The following is a 23472-nucleotide window of genomic DNA, read 5'->3' on the forward strand; positions in this document are numbered from 1 at the left end:
TGCGTGACAGGCTAACTCAGAACTTGACGCTGCCCTCAACGTAGACCTGGCGGCCGCGGTTCTGGTTGAGGATGATGTCGTCGCCGACCGGGACCCCGAAGCCGTTGGCGGGCGCCAGGAACGGACGGTCGCCAGAGGTCTGGGTGACGATCTTGTCGGCCAGGTTGACCCCGACCAGGGCGATTTTCCACCGATCGTCGCGCTCGCCGAAGGAAATTCGACCGTCGATCGTCGCAAACGACTTCTGGACGTAGTCGGTCCGCCGCGCATTATTGGTGATGTAGCGCCCCGAATATACCACGTTCGCGCCCAAGCCGAGCGCCATCGTATCGCCCACCGGGACCTTATAATCGAACGCCACGTTGCCCGCGAACTTCGGCGCGCGCGAAAGCTTGCGCCCGCTTAGATTCACGTCGTCGGCTGTGCCGAGCACCACGTCTGGGCCGGGCAGAATGAACTTCTTATATTTGGCATCGAGGTAAGCAAGATTTGCGGAGAAATTCAGCCCCTCGACCGGCGAGCGCCAGCCCAATTCGAGCTCCGCCCCCTTGGTCGTTGCCTTACCCGCATTGAGGGTGATGAACTGGACCGCGGTGGCATTGAAGATCTGAATCTGCAGGTTCGTAAAGTTGTAGTAGTAGACGGTCCCATTCAGGGTAAACGTCCGATCGGCAAGTTGCGACTTGAAGCCAATTTCGCCGCCCTTCGACTTTTCGGACTTGTAGATCAAAGCGCCGAAATTACCGGTCAGGGCAGCCTGGCTGAGGCTGTTCGAAGGTAGCGCCGAGTTGTCGATGCCACCGGACTTGAAGCCGGTCTTGTAGGAAGCGAAGACGTTGAAGTCCGGGCTGACCTTGTATTTGATCGTCGCTTCGGGCGAGACATTGCTATCCTTGAACCGGATCGGCCCCGAGCGGAATCCGCTCTGGAGGAAGACCGGGCTGGGCTTGTAGATTCCCGAACCCGGGGATGTTTCGACATAGGCCAGTCGGTTGTTCACGTAGGGAACGTAGATCGTGTTCACCTTCTTTTCGTCGGTGTAACGCAACCCTCCGGAAATTTCGAGCTGATCGGTCGGCTTGTAGGTCAGGCTGCCGAAGACCGAATAGGCCTTCGTCTTCGTGATATGGATCTTCTTGTAATCGAACGTGTAGCCTGTTCCGATTGCTTGTCCGCCACCCTGCAGGTTGCGCGTGACGTCAGGTCCGATCAGCGAGATGTTGACCGCTTGCTGCGCGGTATCGAAGGTGAACTTGCGATCTTCGTAGAACCCGCCGACCATGAAGTTGAGCGGCCCGTCGAAGTCGCTTTGGATGCGCAACTCCTGGCTGAACTGGCGCAGCTTATTGACCGGATCGCTGGTTCCGACGCCCAGCGGGACGCCTGGCCCGTTGATCGCTCCTAGCGCGGGGGCAAGCGCTGCAAGCGGAAGCCCGAGCGCGTTGCCCAGCGGCGAGAACGCCGGGCCGATGCCGCTGTACGAGTAGTTATCGACGTCCTGCGCGTTAAGATCGACGTACCCGCTGACCGAAGTCACTTTCAGCGCATCGGTGACGTCGTAGTCCATCCGCAGTCGGCTGAAATAGAGGTCCGTCTTGCCGAACGGCACGCCGTTGAAGCCCGCAGCCTTGGACGGCAGCGGCACCGACGAGGCGAGCGGCGGGGCAGTATCGGGAGTGAAATACTTGCCGTTGCCGACCTTGCAATCGTAGCCCGCCGGGATCGCCACCACGCCGCTCAACAGATACACTTCGTCGGCGCGGCCATTCACACCGCAGAAGATATCCGACTGCGCGATCGCGCCGTCGTTCTCGTTGCGGACGTATTGGGCCTTCAGGTTGGCGGTAAAGCGGTCGCTTGGCTCCCAGTTCAACGTTACGCGACCGACGAAGTCCTTGAGTCGACGAGGATTGTGGACTGCCGGAGTGTTCGCCTGAAGGCGCTGATAGCGGTCGATGTCGGTATACTGCCCGGCAATGCGGATGCCCAGCGTGTCACTGATCGGCCCGGAGAGATAAGCGCCAAAGACTTTGCCTTTTTCCTCGAACTCGTAGGAAGCCTTGGCACCGTATTCCCAAGTGCGGGTGGGATCGGCCGACTTGATCGAGAACACGCCGGCCGAGGCGCTCTTGCCGTAGTACAGCGACTGCGGGCCCTTGAGCACTTCGATCTGGCCGACGTCGTAGAACCCGGCCTGGACCAGTCGCATCGTGCTGACCTGGATGCCGTCGAAATCGAACGCGATCGCCGAATCGAACGAGGCCGAGATCGCCGACGAGCCGACCCCGCGCAGCGCGATCGTGCCGCCAGAGCCAGAACCGCCAACCTGAACGTTGAGCGTGGGCACCCGGCTGGCGACGTCTTCGGCCTTGGTCGCGTGGTAGTCGTCGAGGGTTTTGCCGCTGACCACCGCGATCGTCACCGGAACTTCCTGGAGCGTTTCGTTCTGCTTGCGCGCGGTGACTATAATCTCGCCCTGGGGCACGTCGGCGTCTTCGCTGGCCTGGGGCGCGGTCGCATCCTGCGCGAACGCGGCCTGGGGCAGGATCATGGCCGCGAGCATCGCCGAGGATGCCAACAGGCCATTGCGAACGATCGGATTCTTGCGGGTATTGCGCGCCGAACTAGCCATAGTGCCCTCCCAAATACGCCGCGCGAAGCTTGGCGCTTCGCTGTCGGCAAGGCGCCGCTTAGATTGCGGGCGCCGGGGGCACTGTCTATGCAATGCGCGCCGCGGGCACATTTAGCAAAACCGCTAGGGCGATCCCGCGAGCGCGGTTTCCGCTACGGCATGCGCGGTTGCAGCGCGCATCTGAGCGACCCGCGGATCGTTCGGCCAGACCCACTCGGGGCCGATCACCGGATCGACGCGCAAGTTGGCCGGGACGTTCTGCGGCCCGATCATCCGGTCGCAACTCTGGTGGAAGGAATAGATGCGGGCTTCCTGGTAGCTGAGCGGCACGCTTTGGAAGCCATGGCTTTCCATCGATTTCTGGATCGCCTCGCCGAACTGGGTGTCTTCCAGGATGATCTTGCTCATGACTCGGCCGTTGACGGTGTCGGCGTCGGGCACGGTCCACAGATCGGGCGCGGGGCCATCTCCCCAGTCGGGCGCCATCGTGATCAGCTCGAGCCGCGTCGTGCCCAGCGAAGTCGGCCAGAACAGCAGTGGCGGAACGAAGTAGTTCGACAACGGCGAGACCCAGTTGGGAAACAGCGTGTAACTCTGCGTGGCGGTGCGGGCGAGTTCGCCGGCGGTTTCGATCTGACGCCAGTTGGCCATGCTATCGAGTGCACGGACGTGCTCGCGGTTGGTCTGACGCGGCGCGGGCGCGAGCATCCGGGCGTGGCCGTTGGGGTAGAAACTGTTGAAGTTGCGCCTGCTGTCGACCAACGGCGCGACCGTTTCGGCATGGATGAAGGGCACATGGTAGACCTCCATGTTGGCCTCCATCGCGACCTTCCAGTTGCACTGCAGATCGAACGAATGGCGCGAGGCGAGGCGCAGGCTGTCAAAGCCGAACTCGTCCCACTCGTCCCACAGCGGTCCCATCCACTCGCGCAAAGTCTGGGCGCCGTCGTCGAAATTGACGAAGATGAGCTTGCCCAGCCTCTCGCAGCGCACCGCTATCAGGCTTCGGCAGGATAGATCGAGATCGGCGAAGTCGCGGCGCTCGGGCACGCCCACCAGGGTGCCGTCGGTCTTGTAGGTCCAGTGATGATAGCCGCACACCAGCCGCGCGGCTTTGCCGCGATCCTCGGTAACGACCGGCGCGCCGCGATGGCGGCAGGTGTTGTAGAACGCGCGGACCACGCCGTCGTGGCCGTGGACGATGACGATCGGATCGCCGGCGTTGTGCCAGCGCATGTAGCAACCCGGTTCGGGCACCTCGTCGAGATGGGCGGCGAAGAGCCAGCTCTTGCGAAAGATATGCTGCTGTTCGAGCGCGAAGTATTCGGGCGAGGTGTAGCGAGCGGCAGGCATGTCGGGCAATGCGGGAAAGCCGTCGGGCGGCGCAGTGCGCGCACCCTCCCATTCCATCATCGCCTTGAGCCGGGCGACTTCCTCGACGCTCATCGTCATCGCGCGCACTCCTCTCCTCCGGGCCTTAGACCGGCGCGGCGCGGTCCATAACTCTCACAAGTGCCTAGCGGCTTTGATGGTATGGCTACCGCGGCCACGCCCTTACCATGGCGCCAAGCTTTGGGAGAAATGGCCATGTCGGGACGTGTCGAGGGCAAAGTGGCGCTGGTCACCGGTGGAGCGATGGGGCTGGGCAAGGCCGATTGCCTGCGCCTGGCCGAAGAGGGCGCCAAGGTCGTCGTCACCGACATCGATCTGGGCAAGGCCCAGGCAGTCGCCGACGCGATCGGCGGGCACGCTTTCGCCCAGGACGTGCGCGACGAGGCACGTTGGCAGGAGATTATCAGCGAGGTCGAGCGGCTTCACGGCAGGCTCGACATACTCGTCAACAATGCCGGCAACGTGATCTTCGAATCGATCGAGGATTGCTCGGCCGACAACTTCCGCCTGCACATGGCTATCCATGTCGAGGGCACGTTCTTCGGCTGCAAGTACGCGCTGCCGCTGATGAAGGCTTCTGGCGGCGGTTCGATCATCAACATGGCCTCGACCGCCGCGCTGATGGGATACGGAACGATCGTCGCCTACACCGCGGCAAAGGGCGCGATCCGCGCGATGACCAAGTCGATCGCGATGCACTGCCAGGACAACAACTACGGCGTCCGCTGCAACGTGCTGATGCCCGGCGGGATCGAGACCCCGATGGTCCAGGCGGTATCGGGTCGGCCAGGCAAGGAAGAGCCGGTGCCCGAGGGCGTGCTGCCCGCGATGGCGCTGGGCGCGCCCCGCGACGTCGCCAACATGATCCTTTATCTCGCGTCCGACGAGGCGCGCTTCCTGACCGGCAACGAGTATCCGATCGACAACGGCCTCAATGCCCGCCCCCATCACTGATCCCGAGACGCCTGGCCCATACCGCTGGTATGTGCTTGGCGTCCTGGTCTGCACCGGGATCTTCAGCATCGCCGATCGGCTGGTGCTGTCGATCCTGCTAGAGGACATCAAGGCGGAGTTCGCGCTGTCCGACACCCAGCTAGGGTTGCTGACGGGACTGGCGTTCTCGCTGTTCTACGTGACCTTCGGCTTTCCGTTCGCGCGGCTCGCCGACCGCCGGACGCGCAAGACCATCATCGCCTTCGCGATCACCCTGTGGAGCGCGATGACCGCGTTGTGCGGGGCGGCGTTGGGGTTTTGGTCGCTGTTCTTCGCCCGGATGGGCGTCGGCGTCGGCGAAGCCGCCAGCGGTCCGGCGGGGCAATCGCTGATCGCCGACTACTTCCGCCGCCATGAATTGGGCCGAGCGATGGGAGTACTGTCGCTGGGCTCGACGATCGGGACCGCGACCGGCCTGATCGCGGGCGGACTGCTCGCCCAAGCGTTCGGCTGGCGGATGGCGTTCGTGCTGCTTGGCGCGCCGGGAATCGTGCTCGGCGCGCTGCTTTATCTCACCGTCCGCGAACCGCCCCGCGGCCGCTACGCACCGGGCGGTGCGGCAGAGGCCCGTCAGCGACCGCTGGGCGAGACCATCCGGCGGCTCGCGAAAAACCGGGTCTACCTGGGTGTCATGACCGGGTGGGCGGTGCAAATCATGATCGGCTACGCCATCGCGATCTGGACCGCGCCGGTCATGATCCGACAGTTCGGCGTGACGCCCGCCGTCGTCGGAACGTTTCTCGGCCTTGCGTTCATCATCGGCGGCATTCCCGGGCCGATCCTGGGCGGCCTGTTGACCGACCGCCTGGCGCGACGGGACGAACGTTGGCGCGCGTGGTTGCCGGGGATTGCCGGAGTAGCTTGCATCGTGCCGCTCGCTTTGGCGCTGAACCAGTCTGAATTCTGGCCGTTCCTTGCGCTGTTCGTGGTGTTCTACGCTATCTTCCTGCTGACCCAGGCACCTATTCTGTCGCTGATACAAACCTCGCTCGATGCCGGCGAACGCGCTTTCGGGGTCGCGCTCGCGTTGTTCTTCAACAACCTTATCGGCCAAACGGTGGGAGCAGGCACGGTCGGCTGGTTGAGCGACCGGCTCGGCCCGGGATCATTGGGCGCTGCAATCCTGATCGTATGTGCCGTGGGGGGCGTCTTGGCGCTCGCCATCTTCCTGTGGACGGGCCGTCAGATGCGACTCGGTGCAGGCTAGAGTCCCGGATGGATCGCCAATGCGCCGCCATCGACCAGCAGGTCGGCCCCGGTCATAAACCGGCATTCGTCCGAAGCGAGGAACGCGATCGCGGCTGCGGTCTCCGTCGGGTCGGCCAAACGGTTCATCGGTGACATTCTTGCCGCCACCGCCTTGAAACCCGGCATATCCGCGTCGCCCTTGGCGAGGATCCCGGTGTCGGTCGCGCCGGGAATCACGGTGTTGCAGCGTATCGCGTAGCCTTGCCGTGCACACCAGGTTGCAATCCCCTTAGACATGTTGAGAACGGCGGCCTTGCTTGCCGAATAGGCGATATCGTTAGGCAGCGGCGTCAGCGCGGTCGTCGACCCGATGTTGATGATCGAGCCGGTGGCGCCACCGGGATTGGCGATCATCGCGGAAATCGCGGCGCGGCATCCCGCCATCGTGCCAGTGAGGTTCACCGCAAGGACGCGGTCCCACGCCTCGTCATTGGTCTCGGCGATAGACGATCCACCCACCATCCCGGCGTTGTTGACGAGAATGTCGAGCCGCCCGTAGCTACTCAGCGCTTGGGCAACGATTGCCGGCCACGCGGCGCGTTCGCCCACATCCTGCTGCGCGAACGAGACGCCGGTTTCTTCGGCAAGCAGCCGCCCGGCGTCTTTGGCTAGGTCGGTCCCCAGCACCTGCGCCCCGTCAGCGCGCAACCGCCGGACGGTCGCCGCGCCGATGCCCGATGCGCAACCGGTGACGATCGCGACCTTGCCCGAAAGATCGGGCACCTATTCGCTGTCCTGCCAAACTTTCGCAGAGGGGCGCTGATTGGTTTGCTCGACCAGCCTGGCGAGATTGGCCGTCCCTTCCGGCAGCGTCCATCCGACGGTGAAGCCGAAGTTGATGAAGCAAAACACGATCAGGTCGGCGAGGGTGAAGCGCCCGAGCGCGAGATGATGGCGATCACCGAGCCGGCCGTCGAGCCAAACGAAGTTGGCGTTGGCCATCGCGGTCAGCTCTTCCGCAGCGGCCGGGCTCACGACTCGCATCCGCGGTTCGAACATCGGCCGCCCCCCGCCACCACGGAAGCCCATCGTCATCGGCACCACGACGTCCTGGTCGAACCAGCGGACCCAGCGGCGCACCTCCGCGCGCTCCAACGCGGTGCGGCCGATGAGATTGGGTTCGGGATGCACTTCCTCAAGATATTCGCAAATGGGCCAGGACTCGGTCAGGAAAGTGCCATCTTCCAGTTCAAGCACCGGTAGTGTCTGGAGCGGGTTCTTCGCCGTCAAGGCCGCTGACTTGCGATTCTCGCCGCCGATGATGTCGTAGTGGATGCGCTCCGCCTCGATCCCCTTCTCGATAAGGAACATCCGTACGAGGCGCGGATTGGGGCCGAGGCTTGAATGGAGTTTCATCGCGTACTCTCCCGTTCGGACGATACTGCCGCTATGGTCGTCACCTGCCATAACGCACAGGCCCGCGCGGCTCTTACTTTTGCTGATTAACCCGCACCATCCATTCCTCTAGGCAACCTCATATTGCACAAAATATGCGGAGGAGCGGGCGATGGATCTGGGTCTGAAGGGCAAGAAGGTCATCATGAACGGCGGGGCGCACGGCCTCGGCCTCCACAGCCTCAAGCATTTCGTCGCCGAGGGTGCCGATGTCGCTTTCATGAGCCGCAAGGAAGACAAGATCGAGGCGGCGAAGGCGACGATCTCCGCCGCCGGTTCGGGCAAGGTCGTCGGCGACGTGGTGGACCTCGCCGACGGACCCGATGCCTATAAGGCGTGGCTGGCGAAGGCGCGCGACGCTCTCGGCGGGTGCGATATCTTCGTCCACATGGCTAGCTCGTCGGGCGCGGGCGCGACCGGAGACTGGCAGAAGACGCTCGACATGGATATCATGGCGGCGGTCAACGCGGTCGAGGTGCTGACCCCGGCGCTGGCCGAAAGCGGCACCGGCTCGATCGTGTTCATGTCTTCGACCGCTGCGCTCGAAACCTTCATCGCCCCGCAGGCGTTCAACGCGCTCAAGGCCGCGCTGATCACCTATGGCTCGCAGCTCAGCCAGGCGCTGGCGGCGCAGAAGATCCGGGTCAACTGCGTCTCCCCCGGCGCTATCCATTACGGCGACGGCAACTGGGAAACGATCAAGCAGCACGTCCGCCCGCTGTTCGACGCCACGCTCGCGAAGATGCCGCTGGGCCGCTACGGCGAGCCCGACGAGGTCGCCAAGGCGGTGGTGTTCGTCGCCAGCCCGGCCTGCCCGTACATGACCGGCGCGAACGTCGTGGTCGACGGCGGCTTCACCCAGCGCGTTCAGTTCTAAGTCAAACGAAAGACCAGCACATGGCCGAGATCGACCGCGACAAGCTGCGCGACATCTATACCCGCACGATGAAGGTGAACCGGACGGACGAGAAGTTCCGCTCGCTGCTGATGGGCGGCAAGGTCGCGGTGATGTATTACTGCGTCCGCGGGCAGGAGCTGGTCTCCGCCGCGATGATGGCCGCGCTGGAGGACGACGACTACGTCGTGTGCACCTATCGCGGTCAGGGCGAGCAGACCGCCAAGGGCATCCCGGCCGAGAAGTGGTGGGCCGAATGCCTCGGCCGCGCCACTGGCACGTGCAAGGGCAAGGGCGGGACGATGCACATCACCCACCCCGAAAAGGGCATCATGGTCACCACCGGGGTGGTCGGGTCGGGCCTGCCGATCGCCAATGGCCTGGCCATGGCCAGCCAGAACAACGGCGACGGGCGGGTCACCGTGGTCAGCTTCGGTGACGGCGCCTCGAACATCGGGGGTTTCCACGAAGCGATGAACATGGCCCAGCTCTACAAGCTTCCAGTGATCTTCCTGTGCCAGAACAACCGCTATGGCGAGCACACCGCCTATGCCGACCATACCGACACGCGTTCGATCTCGGATCGCGCCGTCGGCTACGGGATGAAGGGGGTAACCGTCGACGGCAACGACGTCCACGCGATGTACGGTGCCGCGAAGGACGCGGTCGAGCGGGCCCGCGCCGGTGAAGGACCGACGCTGATCGAGGCGATGTGCTACCGCATGATGGGGCACTTCTTCGGCGCCGACTTCAGCTACATGCCGCCCGAGCACATCGCCGAGATGCAAGCCGAGGACCCGCTGCCCAAGCTGCGCAAGGTTATGCTCGAGCACCAGTTCACCGAGGAGGAACTCGACAGGATCGTCGCCGAGATCGACGCAGAGATCGACGCCGCGGTCGAAAGCGCGCTGGCCGCACCCCTGCCCGATCCGGCAGAACTGAAACTCGATGTGTTCGAGGAGGAGATGGCCTGATGGGCATGATCACGATGACCCAGGCGCTCAATCACGCCATTGACCAGGCTATGGCCGAAGACGCCGGGGTTTTCTGCCTGGGCGAGGACGTCGCAGCCAAGCAGGGCGGCGGGGTGTTCAAGATTACCTCGGGGCTGACCGAAAAATACGGCGAGAACCGCATCCGCGCGACCCCGATTTCGGAAACCGCGATCATCGGCGCCGCGATCGGCGCGGCGCTGGCGGGGCAGCGTCCGATCGCGGAGATCATGCTGATGAACTTCGTCGGCGTGTGCATGGACCAGATCGTCAACCACGCCGCCAAGCTGCGCTTCATGTCGGGTGGGCAAACGTCCGTGCCGATGGTGATCCGCACCACGACTGGAGTCGGCGTTGGATTCGGCGGCCAGCATTCGGACATGCTCGAAGCGTGGTTCGCGCACGTCGCCGGGATCAAGGTCGTGACGCCGTCGAACGCCGCCGATGCCAAGGGTTTGATGCGCGCCTCGATCGATTGCAACGATCCGGTGATCTTCATCGAGAACATCCTTTGCTATGGCCTCAAGTCCGAAGATCCCGGCCCCGGCTATCGGGTGCCGTTGGGCAAGGCGGCAATCGCGCGCGAGGGCAGCGACGTCTCGCTGATCACCTATGGCCGGACGGTCCTCGACGCATTGGCGGTGGCTGAGGAACTGAGCAAGGAAGGCATCTCGGTCGAAGTTGTCGATCTGCGGACGATCGCGCCCTACGACGAGGCGACCGTTCTCGCTTCGGTCCGCAAGACCGGCCGTGCGATCACGCTGCACGAAGCGGTGCGCCCGTTCGGCACCGGCGCGGAGTTCGCCGCCAACATCCAGGAAAAGTGCTGGGACCAGCTCAAGGGTCCGGTGCTGCGGATCGGCGGGACATTCTCCGCAGTCCCGTTCGCCACCGTTCTGGAACAGGCGTGGATTCCCACGAAGCCGCAGATCGTCGAAGCGATCAAGGCCAGCGTCGGAAGGGCGTGAGACGATGGCATCCGAAATCCGCATCCCCAAGCTGGGGATGAGCGCCACCGAAATGACCCTGCTCGAATGGATGTTCGGCGACGGCGACCAGGTCGAAAAGGGCGACATCATCTACACGGTCGAAACCGACAAGAGCACGACCGAGGTCGAGGCGCAGGAATCGGGAACGATTCGCACGACCGGGCAGGAAGGCGAGGTTTATCAGGTCGGCGACCTGATCGGGACGATCGAGTAAGTCGAAATGGCAATCGAGAAAGTCTGCGTCCTGGGCGCTCCTGCGGACCAGGGCCTCCCGCTCGTGGCGGAGTTGCTTACCAAGGGCTTTGCAGTGACCGCAGGCGTGCGCCGGGCGGACGCGATGGCGGGAACTCCGTTTCCCGATCTACCGACGGTTGCCGCCGACATTACCGATGCCGATTCAATGGCACAGGCGTTCGCCGGCCAGGATGCCGCCGCATTTCACCTCCCGTTCGAATTCGATCGCGCCCGCGCCGCAGGTTTTGGACGGGCGATTGCCACCGGAGCCAAACGCGCCGGGCTGCAAAAGATCGTCTTCAACACTGCCTGCTTCGTCGCCAACCGCGACCTTGACCTCTCTGCCCACGACGGCCGCCGTGACATCGAGGCCGCGCTGGAGGCCACCGGCATCCCTTGCGTCTTCATCGAACCGACCGTGTTCATGGACAACGCCTATCGCATCTGGACCCGCCCGCTGATCATGCGCGAAGGCGTGTTCGCCTATCCCGCCAAGCCGTCGCTGAAGATCAACTGGGTGTGCATCGAAGACGTCGCGCAGGCGATGGTCGCCAGCCTGCTGACAACTGCCGCCGACGGGCGCCATGTCCCGCTGGGCGGCCCCGAGGCGCTGGTCGGCGACGAGGTCGCCGAGCGCTTGTCGGAAGGCCTGGGCAAACCGGTCAGCTTCCAGAGCCTCGACCCCAACGAGTTCGCCAGTCGGATGAGCAAGCTGGTGACCGGATCGAGCGCGATCGCCCCACACAGCATATACCACGGCATGGCGGCGTTCTATTCGTGGTACAACGCCCAGCCCAGCTCGCCGCTGACCGTCGATCCGGCGCTGGCCGCCGATTTACTAGGGGTAGTTGGGACACCCTATATCGATTGGGTCAGGTCGAAGGACTGGAACGCGGGGCTTTAGATCGGCGGGCGCTCCGCCCACGGCAGCAAAGCAAGGTCGCCCGGGCGTTCTGCCGCCGCATCGCGGGCTTGCGCGTACATCGCGCGGATCAGCGACAGGTCGGGATAGATCTCGATCATGTGACCGAGCAGCGGGCGCGTATCGACGTAGCAGATGCGCCGCCCGGAAAATGAGAACTCGCTGGCCACAGGATAGCCCTGCTCCACGAAACGTTGCCGGGTGGCCTCGTAGTCAACGGCGAACAGCGCGCTGTGGTGTAGTCCTTCGCGGCGCTCGCCCCCGAACATGTCGTGGAAAGCGCTGGGGGTGTCTGACACCAGCTCGATCAGCTCGATGTTGAGGTCACCCGACTGGACGAAGACGCCGCGAATGCGGATCGGTTCGGCGGGCTGCCCGCGGTAGACATGATCGGCGAGCACGCCCTCGCCGCCCCCGACGAAAGGTCCCACACCAAACAGCCGGTTGAACCGATCGCACGCGCTTTCCAGATTGGCGACGACGTAAGCGTTCTGGACGATCGCCAGCGGCGCACTCATGCGGCGGCCTCGTGCGCATCTAGCCAGGCGCGGCTGGTCCGCGCGACTTCTCGGGCGCGGCCGTTGAGATCAGGGAATGCGTCGCGCAGGGTAGCTGAACGTTCCTCGATCGCCACCGGCAATCCGGTGGGCAGCGCGTCGACCATCGCGGCGATCGGCAAGCCGCCCTGCCCCATCGCGACACGGCGGTTGATCGCATCGTCGATGATCGCGTCCATGTCGGACTGGTCGGGCCCGGCGGCGGGGGCGTCACAGAGCTGGGCGTAACCGAGCCATTCGCGCGGCAGGGCGCGGATCGCCTCCGCGGTTCCGCCCGAACGCGCCCAGTGCAGCGTATCGCACAGCAGGCCCCTGGCGGCGCCCTCGATCCGGCCGACAATTGTTGCTGCTGCGCCGATTGTCTTGACCTGGGTGAACAGGCCGAACTCCAGATTGACGCGGACGCCGGTGCCCGCGGCCCGATCGACCATTGCCTGGAGCTTGGCGGTGGTGGCGGCCGGATCGGGGTCGCTCGACACGCACAAAAGGTTCGGCGCGCCGAGTTCGGCCGCGATATCAACCAGTTCGAGCAGCCAGGGATCGGGCGGGCCGGGCATGATCCACGCCACCTCGACATCGAGCAACGCCAGCCCGGCATCTCCCAGTTGCGCCTTTACTGCACGAGTTGTGGCAGCAGTCCACTGCTCCTTTTCGACCCACATCCCCCCGAAATCGAACCGTCCCGAAACCGCCGCCTCTATCAACTGGGCAGGCGAAGCTTCGGGCATGATCCCCGCCGCCATCGAGATGGGACGGGTCACCACCTTAGCTCGGAAGCTCTCCGTCGATGTACTTCATCAGCGTGCGGTTGAAGTGCCGCACCCGGCTGTCCTGATAGGCGCCGAGTTCCATCACGCCGTTGGCCGAGGCCTTCATCCCGGTCTGGACGTGCGGCAGGTTGGCCATGTCCTGGTCGAACACCCCGGCCAGCGCTTCGCCCATCAGATGCTTGGCCCACGCGAACGGCTGGTCGTCGGGAATATACGTGCGCTCGACCGCGCGGGAGCGCTTCTCGCCCTTGGCCGTCGGGAACAGCAGGCGGATCTCCATGACGCACCAGTCGGCCGTGTCGCCGGGCAGCCAGCGATAGACCAGGGTCGGCAGATAGCCGATCCACGGCGAGAAGTTGGGGAAGATGTTGTAGGTGAAATTGTCCAGGATCTCGGCGTCCGACTTGTCCGAATAGTCGTGGCCATATTGCGTGGTGAAGCCCTTGCGGCTTGCCTCGGCGAGAACCTTGCGCGCGTGCAGCGGATCGTTGGGATCGAACTCGACGGCATCGTTGCTGGCGCTGAACCGCCGGTTGGTCTTGGCGTCGCTCCCGCCCGAGAATTCGGCCATCTTGTCCAGCACGTATTGCTGGTCCTTGCCCGACATGTGCGGGCTGAGCACGCCCGACGGGGTGATGGCGCGGTTGAAATGATCGCCGATCAGATCGTAGCGCGAATTGGCGTCGCCGAGGAATCCGAGCAGTTGCGGATGGGTGGTGACAGAATGCCACGCCTCCATGAACGCCTCGGCGGTGGCCTTCCAGTTTGCCGGAATACGTTTCGCCACCCACATCCCGGTGTAGCGGTTTTCGAAATCGTAGGCCTCGTAGTGGCTCGCCGCGGGCCCGAGCCACTCGGCGAAATCAGGGATATCGGCGTTTTCGGTAATCATGATAAACCCTTGCCACAGGTTCACGCGCACTTCGGGCAAGCTCATGTCCTTGCCCTCGAGGTGCTTGAAATCCCATGCGCACGGGATTTCCTTCAGCGACCCGTCGTTGCGCCAGGTGAAGCCGTGGAAGGCGCAGCGCAGTTGGGTGGCGTTGCCCGCCTTCGTCCGTAGCTTGCGCCCGCGATGAAGACAGACGTTGTAGAACGCGCGCACGCCGCCGTCCTTCTGACGGACCAGCAGGAACGACTTGTCGTTGATCTCGAACACCACGGTATCGCCGGTGTCGGGCATCTCGTCCTCGCGCGCCGCGAACAGCCAGACGTTGGGCCACATTTTCTCGCGTTCGAGCCGCGCGAATTCCTCGCTGACATAGGGTTCGATCGGGATGGCGTCGGTCGGCATGTCGAAGCCCGATTCCTCGAACAGGTAATCGGGCACGCGCCGGGTATCGGCCTCGAGCATGTCGGTATAGCTCATTCCCGGGCAGCGCTCGCCGGCCGAGATTTTGGTCGTTTCGTTCACCGTGGTCACTCTTCATTTGCGCAGTGGGCAATGCTGCGAAGATTGCACAGCGTGGTGCAAGCGTATCCTAGCGTAACTATGAGGTAGCGGCGATGACCCACAAGCGCGGACTGGCGACACTGGGCCCGGTGATGCAACTCGCCTGGCTCCCCAGCGATTTCGATGCAGCGTTACGCCATTGGACCCAGACGATGGGAGTGGGTCCGTTCTTCCTGATGGAGAACATCCGACTGGAGGAAATGCGCTATCGCGGTGCGCCGACCGACGCGATGTTTTCGCTGGCGCTGGCCTATTGGGGCGACGTCCAGATCGAACTGATTCGCCCGGAAAACGACGCGCCGTCGATCTACAATGGCGAATATGCGGTGCGCGACCGGCTCCACCACGTCTGCGTACTGGTCGATGACATCGCCGAGGCCTACGCCGCCTGCGCGGACCAAGGGGCGGAAATCCTGGTCGAGGGCAAAGTCGGCGAAGCCGGGCGGGTCATCTACGCCGATCCCGGCGGCGGGCCGGGGAGCGTGATCGAAGTGCTGCAGACCCAGCCGGGCACCGCCGAACTGTTCGGCATGATCAAGCAAGCGGGGATCGGCTGGGACGGCAGCGAGCCGCTGCGTAAGCTGGGCTGAGGGGAAGTGCAAAACGAACACCCGCGCCCTCACCCCTGAAAGGGGAGAGGGCAGGTAGGCGGCAAGAATCTGTCCGCCTAGGCGCTCGAGCCCAGGTACCCCAATTGCCCCGCCTTGAAGATGGTCTGGGCGCGGTTGACCGAGTCAAGCTTTTCGCCGGCGCGGTGGACGTGATAGCGGATCGTGGCGTGGCTGCGGCCCACGATCATGCTGATTTCCTTGTCGGTCTTGCCGATCGCCGCCCAGCGCAGGCATTCGACCTCGCGCTTCGACAGCACGCAATTCGAGGGAATCCGCCGTTTCGAGCGATTGGCCTGGACGTAGCCAGCGATGAAGCGTCGCATGACGAGACCGAACAGGTCACCATACAGCGCGAATTCCTCGCTAAGGTTTTCCTTCTCGCGATCGAGCGGCACGAAGCTGTTGGCCGAAATCTGCCCGAACGGCAGATGGACAGGGATCACGATCGCGGCGTCGCACAGCGAACGCTTCTTGAAATCGTGCAGTTCCATCTCGTCGAGATAGGAGTTGCGCCAGCGTGTGTAGTATCCGTGCTGGTTGACCCAGAACGGCTCGCTCTCATACCGGCAGGCGCGCGGCAGCGGCGAACGCAGCGCCAGCCGATGATCTTCCCACCAGCGCTTGCCGTCCTCGACCCAGCCGAACAGGTCGGCGTTGATGATCGTGCCCTCGCCATCGACCATCGGTTCCTTGCTGGAAATGTCGTCGCAGGTGCAGACCTGGAAGCCGCGCTCGTTGGCGATCGTGCTCAGCGCCACCGCGGCATCGTGGATGTCGTCAATGCAGCGGACGCTGACCTGCTCGAGCAGGTCGTCGTAGGGAAGCTGGCTGCGGGGCGTGCGAAGCTCGACGACATTTGTGGCCATGCACCGGCTATCGGTCATTCGTAATGATTCCACAAGGGTTCGCTACCACGACATTTCGTTGCGCGAGGGCCGCACACGTTCAAAGTCCAAGGACTGACTTGGCGATGATGTTCTTTTGGACCTCGTTCGATCCCCCGAAAATGGTCGCCGCGCGGTTGTTCAGGTAGCGGCCCATCGCCACCTGAGCGCCCTCGTCACCAATCGGCTCGGGGGCTTCGTTGCCATAGAGCGGCCGCTCCAGGGGCAGCTGCAGCGCGTCGTATCCGTAAAGCTCGAGTCGCAAGGTATCGACTTGCTGGCCCAGATTGGAGCCAAGCAGCTTGGCCAGCGAAGTCTGCGGCCCCGGCGCGCGCCCCTTGGCGAGGTCGGCGAGGATGCGCAGTTCGGTCACCTCGAGCGCCTGGGCCTCGAGCCGCGCGCGCGACAGGCGGTCGCGAAAGCGGGGATCGTGGATTAGCGCGCCGTTGACGCCCGAAGGGGCTTCCTTGGCGAGGCGCCCCACTTCGTCGATCTGGCGCAGAAGCCGCGGCGCGTAGCACGAACCGCCACGTTCGTTCTCGAGCAGGTACTTGGCGATGGTCCAGCCCTGCCCCTCCTCGCCGACCCGGTTCTCGACCCCGGTGCGGGCATCGGTGAGGAACACCTGGTTGACCTCGTGGTCGCCCGACATCGAGACGATCGGCGCGACCTCGATCCCCGGCTGGTCCATCGGCACCAGCAGAAAGCTGATCCCCCGCTGCGGTTTCACATCGGGATCGGTGCGCACGAGCGCGAACATCCAGTTGGCGTGGTGCGCGTGGGTGGTCCAGATTTTGGAGCCGTTGATCACGTACTCGTCGCCTTCGAGCCGCGCGCGGGTGCGCAGCGAGGCGAGGTCCGAACCGCTGCCGGGCTCGGAATAGCCCTGGCACCAGTAATCCTCGCCGGACAAGATGCGCGGCAGGAAACTGGCCTTCTGCTCCGGCGTGCCGAACGCGCAGATCACCGGGCCGACCAGCCTGAGGCCGAGAACCGACAGCGAGGGAGCCCCCGCGAGGCCGCACTCCTTTTCGAACAGGAAGCGCTGCGTGGGGGTCCAGCCGGTTCCGCCGTTTTCCTTGGGCCAGTGATAGGCCACCCAACCCTTGCGGTTGAGGATACGGTGCCATTCCAGTCCGATGTCGGGTTCGACGAACACCCCGGCGGTGCGCCGTGCCCCCACCCGGATGCGATCGGGCAGGTTTTCGGCAAGGAAAGCGCGAACCTCGTCGCGAAACGCCAGGTCTTCGGGCGAAAAGTCCATGTCCATGGTCAGTCTCCTTCCCGCATGGCCCAGGCAATGCCACGCCGCAGAAGTTCGTAATAGACCCCATAATTCCAGGCGCATTTTTCTGGGTTGGGATAGAAATCGACCATTCCGGGCAAGTCGTAATGCCCGCGGCAATGGCCCAGCGCGTTGTACGAGACCATGCCCTGGCCGATCGGGCGGGTGTAGACGACCGGCACCACGGTTTCCGTCCACTGGCCGGCGGTAAAGCCAGTCGCCTCGCCGGCGAAGCGGGTCTGCATCAGGATGTCGATCTCGGCAGTGGTGTTCGACAGATAGAGCTCATCGACGACCTCGAAGTCGTCGATCCCGCGGGTCAGTTCGTGATCCCGGTTCACCACCTCGACCTTGAACGGGCCGATCGGCGGGTGCGCCTTGAACTGGGTGCCGAGGATTTCCATCACGTCGGCCCGGTCGTTCGGGGTATCGACCTGCCCGCCTTCGGTAAACACCAGGATCGAGTTGGTGCCGTGCAACGCGAGCCACTTGCCGCCGCCTTCCAGCCAGCTGCGGATTGCGGCGGTTTCCTCCGCGCTCGGCATCAGGTCGCAGGTGTAGCTGACGAGGAACCGGCAGGCGGCGATGCGGTCGGTCGCGGCATAGTCGCAGCCGACCGTGGTGCGGATCTGGGGATGCTCGGCGAGCAGCTTGAGCACTTCGAGCCGGGCGAAGTCGATGTCGTGATACTTGCCCGCGGCAACAAAATGGGCGTCAATCCGTGCGCTCATGGTCTCATGCTCTTATCGAACCGCCGCCATCGACCGTGAAGTCGACCCCGGTGGTGAAGCTGGCCTCGTCGCTGGCGAGGAACACGACTGCGCGGGCGACCTCGTCGGGTTCGCCGATCCGGTTCATCGGGTGCGTGGCGGCAAACGAAGTTTCGATCTCTTCGGGTGGCGCCATCCCGGAATACTTGTAGCGCTCGTACATCGGGGTCCGGATCGCGCCAGGGTGGACCAGGTTCGCGCGGATCGGAACGCCCCGCGCCGCGCAATCGAGCGCGATCGACTTGGTCAGCGCGGCGACGCCCGCCTTCGACGCCGCATAGGAGGCGAACATTGCCCCCGGACGCATCGCGATCATCGAGCCCATATTGACGATCGCGCCCTTTTCGCCGCTGGCCTCCATCGCGGGCAGCGCCGCGCGGCAGCCGTGGAAGGTGCCATTGAGGTTGATGTCGATGGTCCGCTGCCAGCTATCGAGCGAGACTTCGATCACGTTGCCCGGCTCCGAAATGCCGGCGACGTTGCAAAGGACGTTGAGCTTGCCGAAGCGTTCGACCGTGGCGGCAACCGCCCGGTCCCACTGCGCCAGATCGCGCACATCGAGTTCGATCGCGGCGGCGCGATCGCCAAGCTTGGCGGCGTGCCCTTTGGCCTTGTCCGCCTGGATGTCGCCCAGCATCACGCTTCCGCCCTCGGCAACGATGAGCTCGCCGATCGCCGCGCCCAATCCTTCGGCGCCCCCGGAGATCAACGCGACCTTGCCGTCCATTCGCCCCATTGCCCGCTACCTCTGAAGTATCGCGACGCCCGATAGCCCGGGAGCACCATAGACGTGGCTGTACGCGGTCTTGGGCGAGTTCGGCACCTGGCGGGCGCCTCCACGCCCGCGCAATTGCTGCACGTTCTCATAAACCTGGCGCAGCCCGGAGGCGCCGATCGGCTCGCCGCAGGCCAGGCAGCCGCCGTCGGTGTTGACCGGCAGCTTGCCATTGGGTTTCGTCCAGCCGTCGGCCAGCCACTGTTCCTGGTCGCCGTCCTTGCAGAAGCCGTTCTCGGCCATGTGCATGATCTCGGCCCCGCTCTCGGTATCCTGGAGCTGGGCGACGTCGATGTCCTCAGGGCCCATTCCGGCGATTTCGAAGGCCTTTTTCGAGGCCAGTACGGTCGGTTTGCCGCCGTCCTTGACGCTGATCGCGGGCTGGAACACCTCGAAGCTGTCCGGCGGGCGGGTCTTGACCGCCACCGCGCCGATGCGGACGCCGTCGCTGCCAAGCTCGCGCATCTTCTTTTCGCTCGCCAGGATCAGCGCGACTCCGCCCTCGGCGGGCGAGCAGAACATGAACTTGGTCAGCGGATCGTTGATCATCGGCGCGTTGAGGATCGTGTCGAGATCGACCTCGCTGCGGCGCCAGGCGTGATCGGTCTTCGCGCCGTTGGCGAAGGCCTTCTCGGCCACCAGCCCGAGCGTGCGCTTGGTGATCCCGTGAAGCTGCATGTAGCGCTGGATCTTGAGCGCGAAGAACTGTGTCGTCAGCATCATCCCGGTCTGCCCGTACCATTCGGGCAGGCCATAGGCGGCGGGCGTGGCGTTGAACGCGCCGCGCGGATGCTTGTCGAACCCGACCGCCAGCGCCAGATCGAACGCGCCCGAGGCCACTGCCCACTGCGCCGATGCCAGCGCGCTGCCGCCAGTGGCGCAACCGTTGTTGACGTTGATGAACGGCAGCCCCGTCAGGCCGAGCTCGTTGACCATAACGTCGGCCGAGCCGGATGCGGCCGAACCGCCATAGGCGCACTCGAGATCGGCCCATTCGAGCCCGGCGTCGGCAAGCGCCTGGCGCACCGCGAACACGCCCTGTTCGCGCCCCGAACGGCTGTCGGTCCTGCCGAACGGGTGGATTCCCGCACCGATGATGTAAACCGGGTTCATGCGGTCTTCTCCGGCCGGAAGGCGAACGTGGCGCGGGTCGCGTCGAAGGGCGTGAGGGTGAATTCCATCGGCATTCCGAGCTTGAGCTCGCCCAGCTCGGCATCGACGATGTAGCTCTCGACGATCACCTCGCCGGGCAGTTCGACATAACCGATCAGATAGGGCTTGAAGTCATGCGGACCCGTGCTCGGACCCTCATAGGGCGATTTCGGGCGGAAGTCCTGCCGGGTCCACGACCACAGCTTGCCGTGGCGCGACAGCGGATGGGGTTCGATCCCGTTGGCGGCATCGCCGTTCGGCATCGGAAACACGATCTCGCCCGTCGGCAGCTTGCCGCCGATGAGCCGGGGTTCGGCTTCCTCGGTCCACAAGTCAGGGGCGATGGGGGCCAGCGCGGTCATGCCGCCTCCGCGTATTCGGTCAGCACAGTATCCTCATCGCCGAACAGCCGGTTCAGCAGCAGCACTCGTTTGAGCGCATGGCCGATCGCAAGCTCGTCGGTCACGCCCATCCCGCCGTGCATCTGCACCGCCTCGCGCGCGATACGGTCGGCCTGCGCGCCGACATAGGCCTTGGCCCCCGCCGCCGCGCGCGGCCAGTCCGCGCCGCCCGCCTGAAGGGCGACGCGATAGACCATCGAACGCCCCTGCTCGAGCGCGGCATAGCACTCGACCAGCCGGTGCTGGAGCGCCTGGAACGAGCCGATGGCCACCCCGAACTGCTCGCGCGTTTTCACATAGGCGATCGTGTCGTCGAACAACCGCTGGGCCAACCCGAGCATTTCCGCCGCGGCCAGCAGCCGGACCAGCGCCACCACGCCGGTCAGCGCCACCGGGTCGATGGCAAGGTCTGCATCGCTGGCTAACGGCACCCGGTTGAAGCGCAGCTCGCTCGCGATGCTCCCGTCGACCAGGCGATAGCGATGGTGAACGATACCCGCGCTGTCGGCGGGGACGGTAACGATGGTCGGCACGCCTTTGCGGTCGGCCAGGACCAGCAATTGCCCGGCCAGCGGCGCACCGGAGACGAAGGTCTTTTCGCCGCGCAATTCGTCGCCGCCGCCCGCTGGCTCGATCACGACAGCACGCGGCGCGAGCGAGAACCGGCGCGCGCGCTCGGCAAAGGCGAATGCGAAGAACGTGTCGCCCGATACGGCGCTCTCCACCAGGTCCTCGCGCCCCGCGGCCGCCAGCAGGAGAGCGGGCAGAACGCCGTTTTCGAGCCAGGGATCCGGCGCAATGCCATGGCCCAACGTTTCGGCGACGAGCGCCAGATCGATCGGCGATCCGCCCATCCCTCCGGCGCTCTCGGGCACCGCGAGCGCCAGCAGACCGAGCCCGGCCAGCTCGCGCCAGCGATCCAGCGAGTAGCCCCCCTCGGCGGAGCGTAACCCACGCCGATCCGCGTTCGCCGCGAACCGGCGCACGCTGTCGCGAATCTGCTCCTGCTCGGCGGAGAGATCGAAATTCATGCCGCGCGCTTGAAGCGGATCGGCAGGTTGACGACCCCGCGCAGAAGCACGTTGGGGAATACCGTAACCTGATTGTCGTCCGCTACCTCGAAATCGGTCAGCCGTTCGAGTAGCTCGTCGAACGCGACGAACATTTCCTTGCGGCTGAGCATGTTGCCAACGCACATGTGCGGACCCTTGCCGAACGCCAGGTGGCTGCGCGCATTCTGCCGGGTGACGTCGAATTTGTCGGGATTCTCGTACTTCGCGGGATCGCGGTTGGCCGCGGCATAGCGCAGCTGGAGCAGCGAACCCTTGGCCAGCGCCACGCCCCCCCAGTTCGGTGTCGTTGGTGACGATCCGCCACATCCCCGCGGTCGGCGTCTCGTACCGCAGCGATTCCTCGACCAGGTTCTGGATCAGCTTGGGATCGCGCCCGCCGGCGGCCGCCTTGGCCAGCGCCATCTGATCGGGATTGCGGATGAGCTGGAGCAGCCCGCCCGCCAGCGTCGAGGTCGTCGTCTCGTTACCCGCGACCATGAACTGCTGCATGATCGACATGATCTCGGGATCGGTCAGCGGGGTTTCCCCCTCGACCCGCGCCTCGACCAGATCGGTGAGCAGATCGTCGCCGCCGTTGGCGCGGCGATCGTCGATCTTGGCCTTCATGTAGCGCTGATAGTCGACGAACAGGCGCGCGCATTCGAGCTGGCGCTCGCGCCCGATCATCTGGCTGAAGCGGTCGACCGCGGCGTCCGACCATTCCTTGACCTGGGTCGGATCGTTGTCGAGCCCGATCTGCTGGGCGATCATCGCCACCGGCAGCGGAACCGCGAAAGCCTTGACGAATTCGCACTCGCCTGCGCCCGCCATCGCCTCGATCAGCTCGATCGACTTGACCCGCATGTCCTGCTCGATCGCGTTGACCCGCGGCGCCGAGAACGCGAGGTTGACCAGTTTGCGGTTGCGCGTGTGGACCGGAGCGTCGGCGGTCAGCAGCGTCGGCGGATTGTCCCATCCGGTCGCCAGGATCGCGTCGATCTCGGGATCGGCGGCGCCCATCATCGCGCCGAAGTCGTTGGAGAAGTCCTGCGGCCGCCCGGTCGCTTCGGAGCACAGGTCGTAGCTGTAGACGACGTGCGCGTTCATCTCGGGGATGTGTTCGATTGTCGTCCCCGCCGCGTGGGCTTCGCGATAGAAGTCGAAAGGATCGACCAGTGTCGCGGGGGAAAACAGGCTGACGTGCTCGTTCATGCGTGGAAGTCCGATCTTGCAGAATCGTCTTAGGCCGAGCGAGCCGGGGGTTGCGATGGTTGAATTTGCTAGGTCGGCGGCGACGCGACGAAATCGAGCGCATTGGCGAGCAGCCTGCGCACATGCGGATTGGCGTAGGTCGCCGGGCCATCGCCGAACTGGAGATACACCAGCCGCGCATTGAGCGCCGGCTTGGCCCAGGCGACGCAGTCGTTGCCGTCCGGATGCTCCCATCCCGCATTCGAAAACATCCGCCCTTCGACCGCCGCGGCGGCGGAAAAGAAATTGTCCCGCACGAAATCGTGCCGGGCGCGGATCAACGGAACGATGTCGTCGCCGAAGACGGGCGCGAGATAGAGCTCGTCGGTCACCGGGAATTCGCTCGGCAGACCGCGCGTGACCGGGTGATCGACGATTACCTGCGCGGTGTAGCTCACATCGTGGCGGTAACCCGAGTCCGGCTGTGCCCGCCCACGCACCTCGCCCTGCTGATAGAGGAACCTGCCGCCGACAAGCTCGGCCCATTCGGGCCACAGCGCCCACCCTGCCAGCGCATGGTGCATCGCCACCGCGCCGCGCCCGGCGGCGAAACGGGCCATAAGCGCGCGGCGGAATGCCTCGCTCGGGGGGCTAGAAATCACCTTGCCTTCGCCAAACGTATAGCCGGGCATATCGTAGAACAGGATCGCGTCCGCTTGGTCCGCGGCGCCTTCGCCCACCAGCCGTTCCGCTTCGGGATGCAACAGATGCGTGACCGTCCAGCCGTCGAGGCTATCGAGCATCTCGGCGAACGGTTCGGCCTCGTAGGGATGCCCGCCCGACAACACGAGCAAATCGCCCATTAGCTGGATGACCTGG

The 23472-nt window shown here is 64.6% G+C and carries 24 protein-coding genes and 1 pseudogene; 8 read left to right on the forward strand and 17 right to left on the reverse strand.

Features of this window, described 5'->3' with window-relative positions; genetic code table 11:
* Positions 1–16: 16 nt before the first annotated feature.
* Together GKE62_RS06530 and GKE62_RS06535 are read right to left on the reverse strand one after the other, a co-directional pair.
* A complete protein-coding gene (locus GKE62_RS06530) occupies positions 17–2632 on the reverse strand; it encodes a TonB-dependent receptor (protein ID WP_195908637.1) in 2616 nt (871 codons plus the stop codon).
* Between the two features lie 123 nt (positions 2633–2755).
* Positions 2756–4084: an SRPBCC family protein gene (locus tag GKE62_RS06535; RefSeq protein WP_230206967.1), complete on the reverse strand. Its 1329-nt coding sequence runs from the start codon at positions 4082–4084 to the stop codon at positions 2756–2758.
* Positions 4085–4219: 135 nt separating this feature from the next.
* On the opposite strand from GKE62_RS06535, the gene GKE62_RS06540 reads away from it, so the two are divergent.
* On the forward strand, positions 4220–4978 hold the full coding sequence (locus GKE62_RS06540; RefSeq protein ID WP_154691539.1) for an SDR family oxidoreductase: 759 nt from the start codon (positions 4220–4222) through the stop codon (positions 4976–4978).
* Positions 4959–6224 (forward strand): MFS transporter, encoded by a 1266-nt coding sequence (locus GKE62_RS06545; RefSeq protein ID WP_154691540.1) that lies wholly within the window; start codon positions 4959–4961, stop codon positions 6222–6224. Before GKE62_RS06540 ends, GKE62_RS06545 begins: the two co-directional genes overlap by 20 nt.
* On the opposite strand, the gene GKE62_RS06550 is transcribed toward GKE62_RS06545, so the two are convergent.
* Positions 6221–6988, reverse strand: coding sequence for an SDR family NAD(P)-dependent oxidoreductase (locus GKE62_RS06550; protein WP_154691541.1), 768 nt, complete (start codon positions 6986–6988; stop codon positions 6221–6223). The genes GKE62_RS06545 and GKE62_RS06550 overlap by 4 nt on opposite strands.
* Positions 6989–7621 (reverse strand): glutathione S-transferase family protein, encoded by a 633-nt coding sequence (locus tag GKE62_RS06555; RefSeq protein ID WP_230206968.1) that lies wholly within the window; start codon positions 7619–7621, stop codon positions 6989–6991.
* Positions 7622–7772: 151 nt separating this feature from the next.
* Between GKE62_RS06555 and GKE62_RS06560 the strand changes: the two genes are divergently transcribed.
* The 5 genes from GKE62_RS06560 to GKE62_RS06580 are packed head-to-tail and all read left to right on the forward strand — an operon-like array spanning position 7773 to position 11674.
* Positions 7773–8537 (forward strand): SDR family NAD(P)-dependent oxidoreductase, encoded by a 765-nt coding sequence (locus GKE62_RS06560; protein ID WP_154691543.1) that lies wholly within the window; start codon positions 7773–7775, stop codon positions 8535–8537.
* A 20-nt stretch (positions 8538–8557) separates the two neighbouring features.
* Positions 8558–9529 carry a thiamine pyrophosphate-dependent dehydrogenase E1 component subunit alpha gene (locus tag GKE62_RS06565; protein ID WP_154691544.1) on the forward strand — a complete coding sequence of 324 codons (972 nt, stop codon included), beginning with the start codon at positions 8558–8560 and terminating at the stop codon, positions 9527–9529.
* Positions 9529–10515, forward strand: a complete 987-nt coding sequence (locus GKE62_RS06570; protein WP_154691545.1) for an alpha-ketoacid dehydrogenase subunit beta — start codon at positions 9529–9531, stop codon at positions 10513–10515. Before GKE62_RS06565 ends, GKE62_RS06570 begins: the two co-directional genes overlap by 1 nt.
* Before the next feature lie 4 nt (positions 10516–10519).
* Positions 10520–10750, forward strand: a complete 231-nt coding sequence (locus tag GKE62_RS06575) for a biotin/lipoyl-containing protein (RefSeq protein WP_154691546.1) — start codon at positions 10520–10522, stop codon at positions 10748–10750.
* 6 nt (positions 10751–10756) lie between these two features.
* On the forward strand, positions 10757–11674 hold the full coding sequence (locus GKE62_RS06580) for an SDR family oxidoreductase (RefSeq protein WP_154691547.1): 918 nt from the start codon (positions 10757–10759) through the stop codon (positions 11672–11674).
* Here the strand turns inward: GKE62_RS06580 and GKE62_RS06585 are convergent.
* From GKE62_RS06585 to GKE62_RS06595, 3 genes are read right to left on the reverse strand one after another with little or no spacing between them, the layout of a single operon-like run.
* Entirely contained in the window at positions 11671–12210 is a 540-nt protein-coding gene (locus GKE62_RS06585) for a VOC family protein (protein ID WP_154691548.1), read from the reverse strand. The genes GKE62_RS06580 and GKE62_RS06585 overlap by 4 nt on opposite strands.
* On the reverse strand, positions 12207–13010 hold the full coding sequence (locus GKE62_RS06590) for a sugar phosphate isomerase/epimerase (protein ID WP_154691549.1): 804 nt from the start codon (positions 13008–13010) through the stop codon (positions 12207–12209). Before GKE62_RS06590 ends, GKE62_RS06585 begins: the two co-directional genes overlap by 4 nt.
* Before the next feature lie 4 nt (positions 13011–13014).
* Positions 13015–14433 carry an SRPBCC family protein gene (locus tag GKE62_RS06595; RefSeq protein ID WP_154691550.1) on the reverse strand — a complete coding sequence of 473 codons (1419 nt, stop codon included), beginning with the start codon at positions 14431–14433 and terminating at the stop codon, positions 13015–13017.
* A 92-nt stretch (positions 14434–14525) separates the two neighbouring features.
* On the opposite strand from GKE62_RS06595, the gene GKE62_RS06600 reads away from it, so the two are divergent.
* Entirely contained in the window at positions 14526–15062 is a 537-nt protein-coding gene (locus GKE62_RS06600; protein WP_154691551.1) for a VOC family protein, read from the forward strand.
* Positions 15063–15139: 77 nt separating this feature from the next.
* On the opposite strand, the gene GKE62_RS06605 is transcribed toward GKE62_RS06600, so the two are convergent.
* The 10 genes and pseudogenes from GKE62_RS06605 to GKE62_RS06640 all read right to left on the reverse strand — a co-directional run bounded on the left by GKE62_RS06605 (position 15140) and on the right by GKE62_RS06640 (position 23456).
* Positions 15140–15949, reverse strand: coding sequence for a LuxR C-terminal-related transcriptional regulator (locus GKE62_RS06605; RefSeq protein WP_154693591.1), 810 nt, complete (start codon positions 15947–15949; stop codon positions 15140–15142).
* A 79-nt stretch (positions 15950–16028) separates the two neighbouring features.
* The gene (locus GKE62_RS06610) at positions 16029–17237 is read right to left on the reverse strand and encodes an acyl-CoA dehydrogenase family protein (protein WP_154691552.1); all 1209 of its coding nucleotides are present in this window, start codon (positions 17235–17237) and stop codon (positions 16029–16031) included.
* Between the two features lie 2 nt (positions 17238–17239).
* Positions 17240–17983, reverse strand: a complete 744-nt coding sequence (locus tag GKE62_RS06615) for a ThuA domain-containing protein (RefSeq protein WP_195908638.1) — start codon at positions 17981–17983, stop codon at positions 17240–17242.
* A 4-nt stretch (positions 17984–17987) separates the two neighbouring features.
* The gene (locus GKE62_RS06620; protein ID WP_154691553.1) at positions 17988–18749 is read right to left on the reverse strand and encodes an SDR family NAD(P)-dependent oxidoreductase; all 762 of its coding nucleotides are present in this window, start codon (positions 18747–18749) and stop codon (positions 17988–17990) included.
* Positions 18750–18764: 15 nt separating this feature from the next.
* Positions 18765–19910: a thiolase family protein gene (locus GKE62_RS06625; RefSeq protein ID WP_154691554.1), complete on the reverse strand. Its 1146-nt coding sequence runs from the start codon at positions 19908–19910 to the stop codon at positions 18765–18767.
* Positions 19907–20311, reverse strand: a complete 405-nt coding sequence (locus GKE62_RS06630) for a Zn-ribbon domain-containing OB-fold protein (RefSeq protein ID WP_154691555.1) — start codon at positions 20309–20311, stop codon at positions 19907–19909. Before GKE62_RS06630 ends, GKE62_RS06625 begins: the two co-directional genes overlap by 4 nt.
* On the reverse strand, positions 20308–21381 hold the full coding sequence (locus GKE62_RS19665; protein WP_370516089.1) for an acyl-CoA dehydrogenase family protein: 1074 nt from the start codon (positions 21379–21381) through the stop codon (positions 20308–20310). The genes GKE62_RS06630 and GKE62_RS19665 overlap by 4 nt, the downstream gene beginning before the upstream one ends.
* Positions 21378–21689 (reverse strand): cytochrome P450, encoded by a 312-nt coding sequence (locus GKE62_RS19670; protein ID WP_370516090.1) that lies wholly within the window; start codon positions 21687–21689, stop codon positions 21378–21380. The genes GKE62_RS19665 and GKE62_RS19670 overlap by 4 nt, the downstream gene beginning before the upstream one ends.
* Positions 21690–21750: 61 nt before the next feature.
* Positions 21751–22614: pseudogene (locus GKE62_RS19675) on the reverse strand (cytochrome P450); the annotation flags it as partial.
* Positions 22615–22682: 68 nt separating this feature from the next.
* Positions 22683–23456 (reverse strand): ThuA domain-containing protein, encoded by a 774-nt coding sequence (locus GKE62_RS06640; RefSeq protein ID WP_154691557.1) that lies wholly within the window; start codon positions 23454–23456, stop codon positions 22683–22685.
* Positions 23457–23472: the final 16 nt, after the last annotated feature.

Origin of the sequence: Novosphingobium sp. Gsoil 351 (assembly GCF_009707465.1) — a bacterium.
Lineage (GTDB): Bacteria > Pseudomonadota > Alphaproteobacteria > Sphingomonadales > Sphingomonadaceae > Novosphingobium.

Coding starts and splice junctions, on each gene's coding strand:
- GKE62_RS06530 (WP_195908637.1), bottom strand. CDS start 2,632: ATGGCTAGTTCGGCGCGCAATACCCGCAAGAATCCGATCGTTCGCAAT.
- GKE62_RS06535 (WP_230206967.1), bottom strand. CDS start 4,084: ATGACGATGAGCGTCGAGGAAGTCGCCCGGCTCAAGGCGATGATGGAA.
- GKE62_RS06540 (WP_154691539.1), top strand. CDS start 4,220: ATGTCGGGACGTGTCGAGGGCAAAGTGGCGCTGGTCACCGGTGGAGCG.
- GKE62_RS06545 (WP_154691540.1), top strand. CDS start 4,959: ATGCCCGCCCCCATCACTGATCCCGAGACGCCTGGCCCATACCGCTGG.
- GKE62_RS06555 (WP_230206968.1), bottom strand. CDS start 7,621: ATGAAACTCCATTCAAGCCTCGGCCCCAATCCGCGCCTCGTACGGATG.
- GKE62_RS06560 (WP_154691543.1), top strand. CDS start 7,773: ATGGATCTGGGTCTGAAGGGCAAGAAGGTCATCATGAACGGCGGGGCG.
- GKE62_RS06565 (WP_154691544.1), top strand. CDS start 8,558: ATGGCCGAGATCGACCGCGACAAGCTGCGCGACATCTATACCCGCACG.
- GKE62_RS06570 (WP_154691545.1), top strand. CDS start 9,529: ATGGGCATGATCACGATGACCCAGGCGCTCAATCACGCCATTGACCAG.
- GKE62_RS06575 (WP_154691546.1), top strand. CDS start 10,520: ATGGCATCCGAAATCCGCATCCCCAAGCTGGGGATGAGCGCCACCGAA.
- GKE62_RS06580 (WP_154691547.1), top strand. CDS start 10,757: ATGGCAATCGAGAAAGTCTGCGTCCTGGGCGCTCCTGCGGACCAGGGC.
- GKE62_RS06585 (WP_154691548.1), bottom strand. CDS start 12,210: ATGAGTGCGCCGCTGGCGATCGTCCAGAACGCTTACGTCGTCGCCAAT.
- GKE62_RS06600 (WP_154691551.1), top strand. CDS start 14,526: ATGACCCACAAGCGCGGACTGGCGACACTGGGCCCGGTGATGCAACTC.
- GKE62_RS06605 (WP_154693591.1), bottom strand. CDS start 15,949: ATGGCCACAAATGTCGTCGAGCTTCGCACGCCCCGCAGCCAGCTTCCC.
- GKE62_RS06610 (WP_154691552.1), bottom strand. CDS start 17,237: ATGGACATGGACTTTTCGCCCGAAGACCTGGCGTTTCGCGACGAGGTT.
- GKE62_RS06615 (WP_195908638.1), bottom strand. CDS start 17,983: ATGAGCGCACGGATTGACGCCCATTTTGTTGCCGCGGGCAAGTATCAC.
- GKE62_RS06620 (WP_154691553.1), bottom strand. CDS start 18,749: ATGGACGGCAAGGTCGCGTTGATCTCCGGGGGCGCCGAAGGATTGGGC.
- GKE62_RS06625 (WP_154691554.1), bottom strand. CDS start 19,910: ATGAACCCGGTTTACATCATCGGTGCGGGAATCCACCCGTTCGGCAGG.
- GKE62_RS06630 (WP_154691555.1), bottom strand. CDS start 20,311: ATGACCGCGCTGGCCCCCATCGCCCCTGACTTGTGGACCGAGGAAGCC.
- GKE62_RS19665 (WP_370516089.1), bottom strand. CDS start 21,381: ATGAATTTCGATCTCTCCGCCGAGCAGGAGCAGATTCGCGACAGCGTG.
- GKE62_RS06640 (WP_154691557.1), bottom strand. CDS start 23,456: ATGGGCGATTTGCTCGTGTTGTCGGGCGGGCATCCCTACGAGGCCGAA.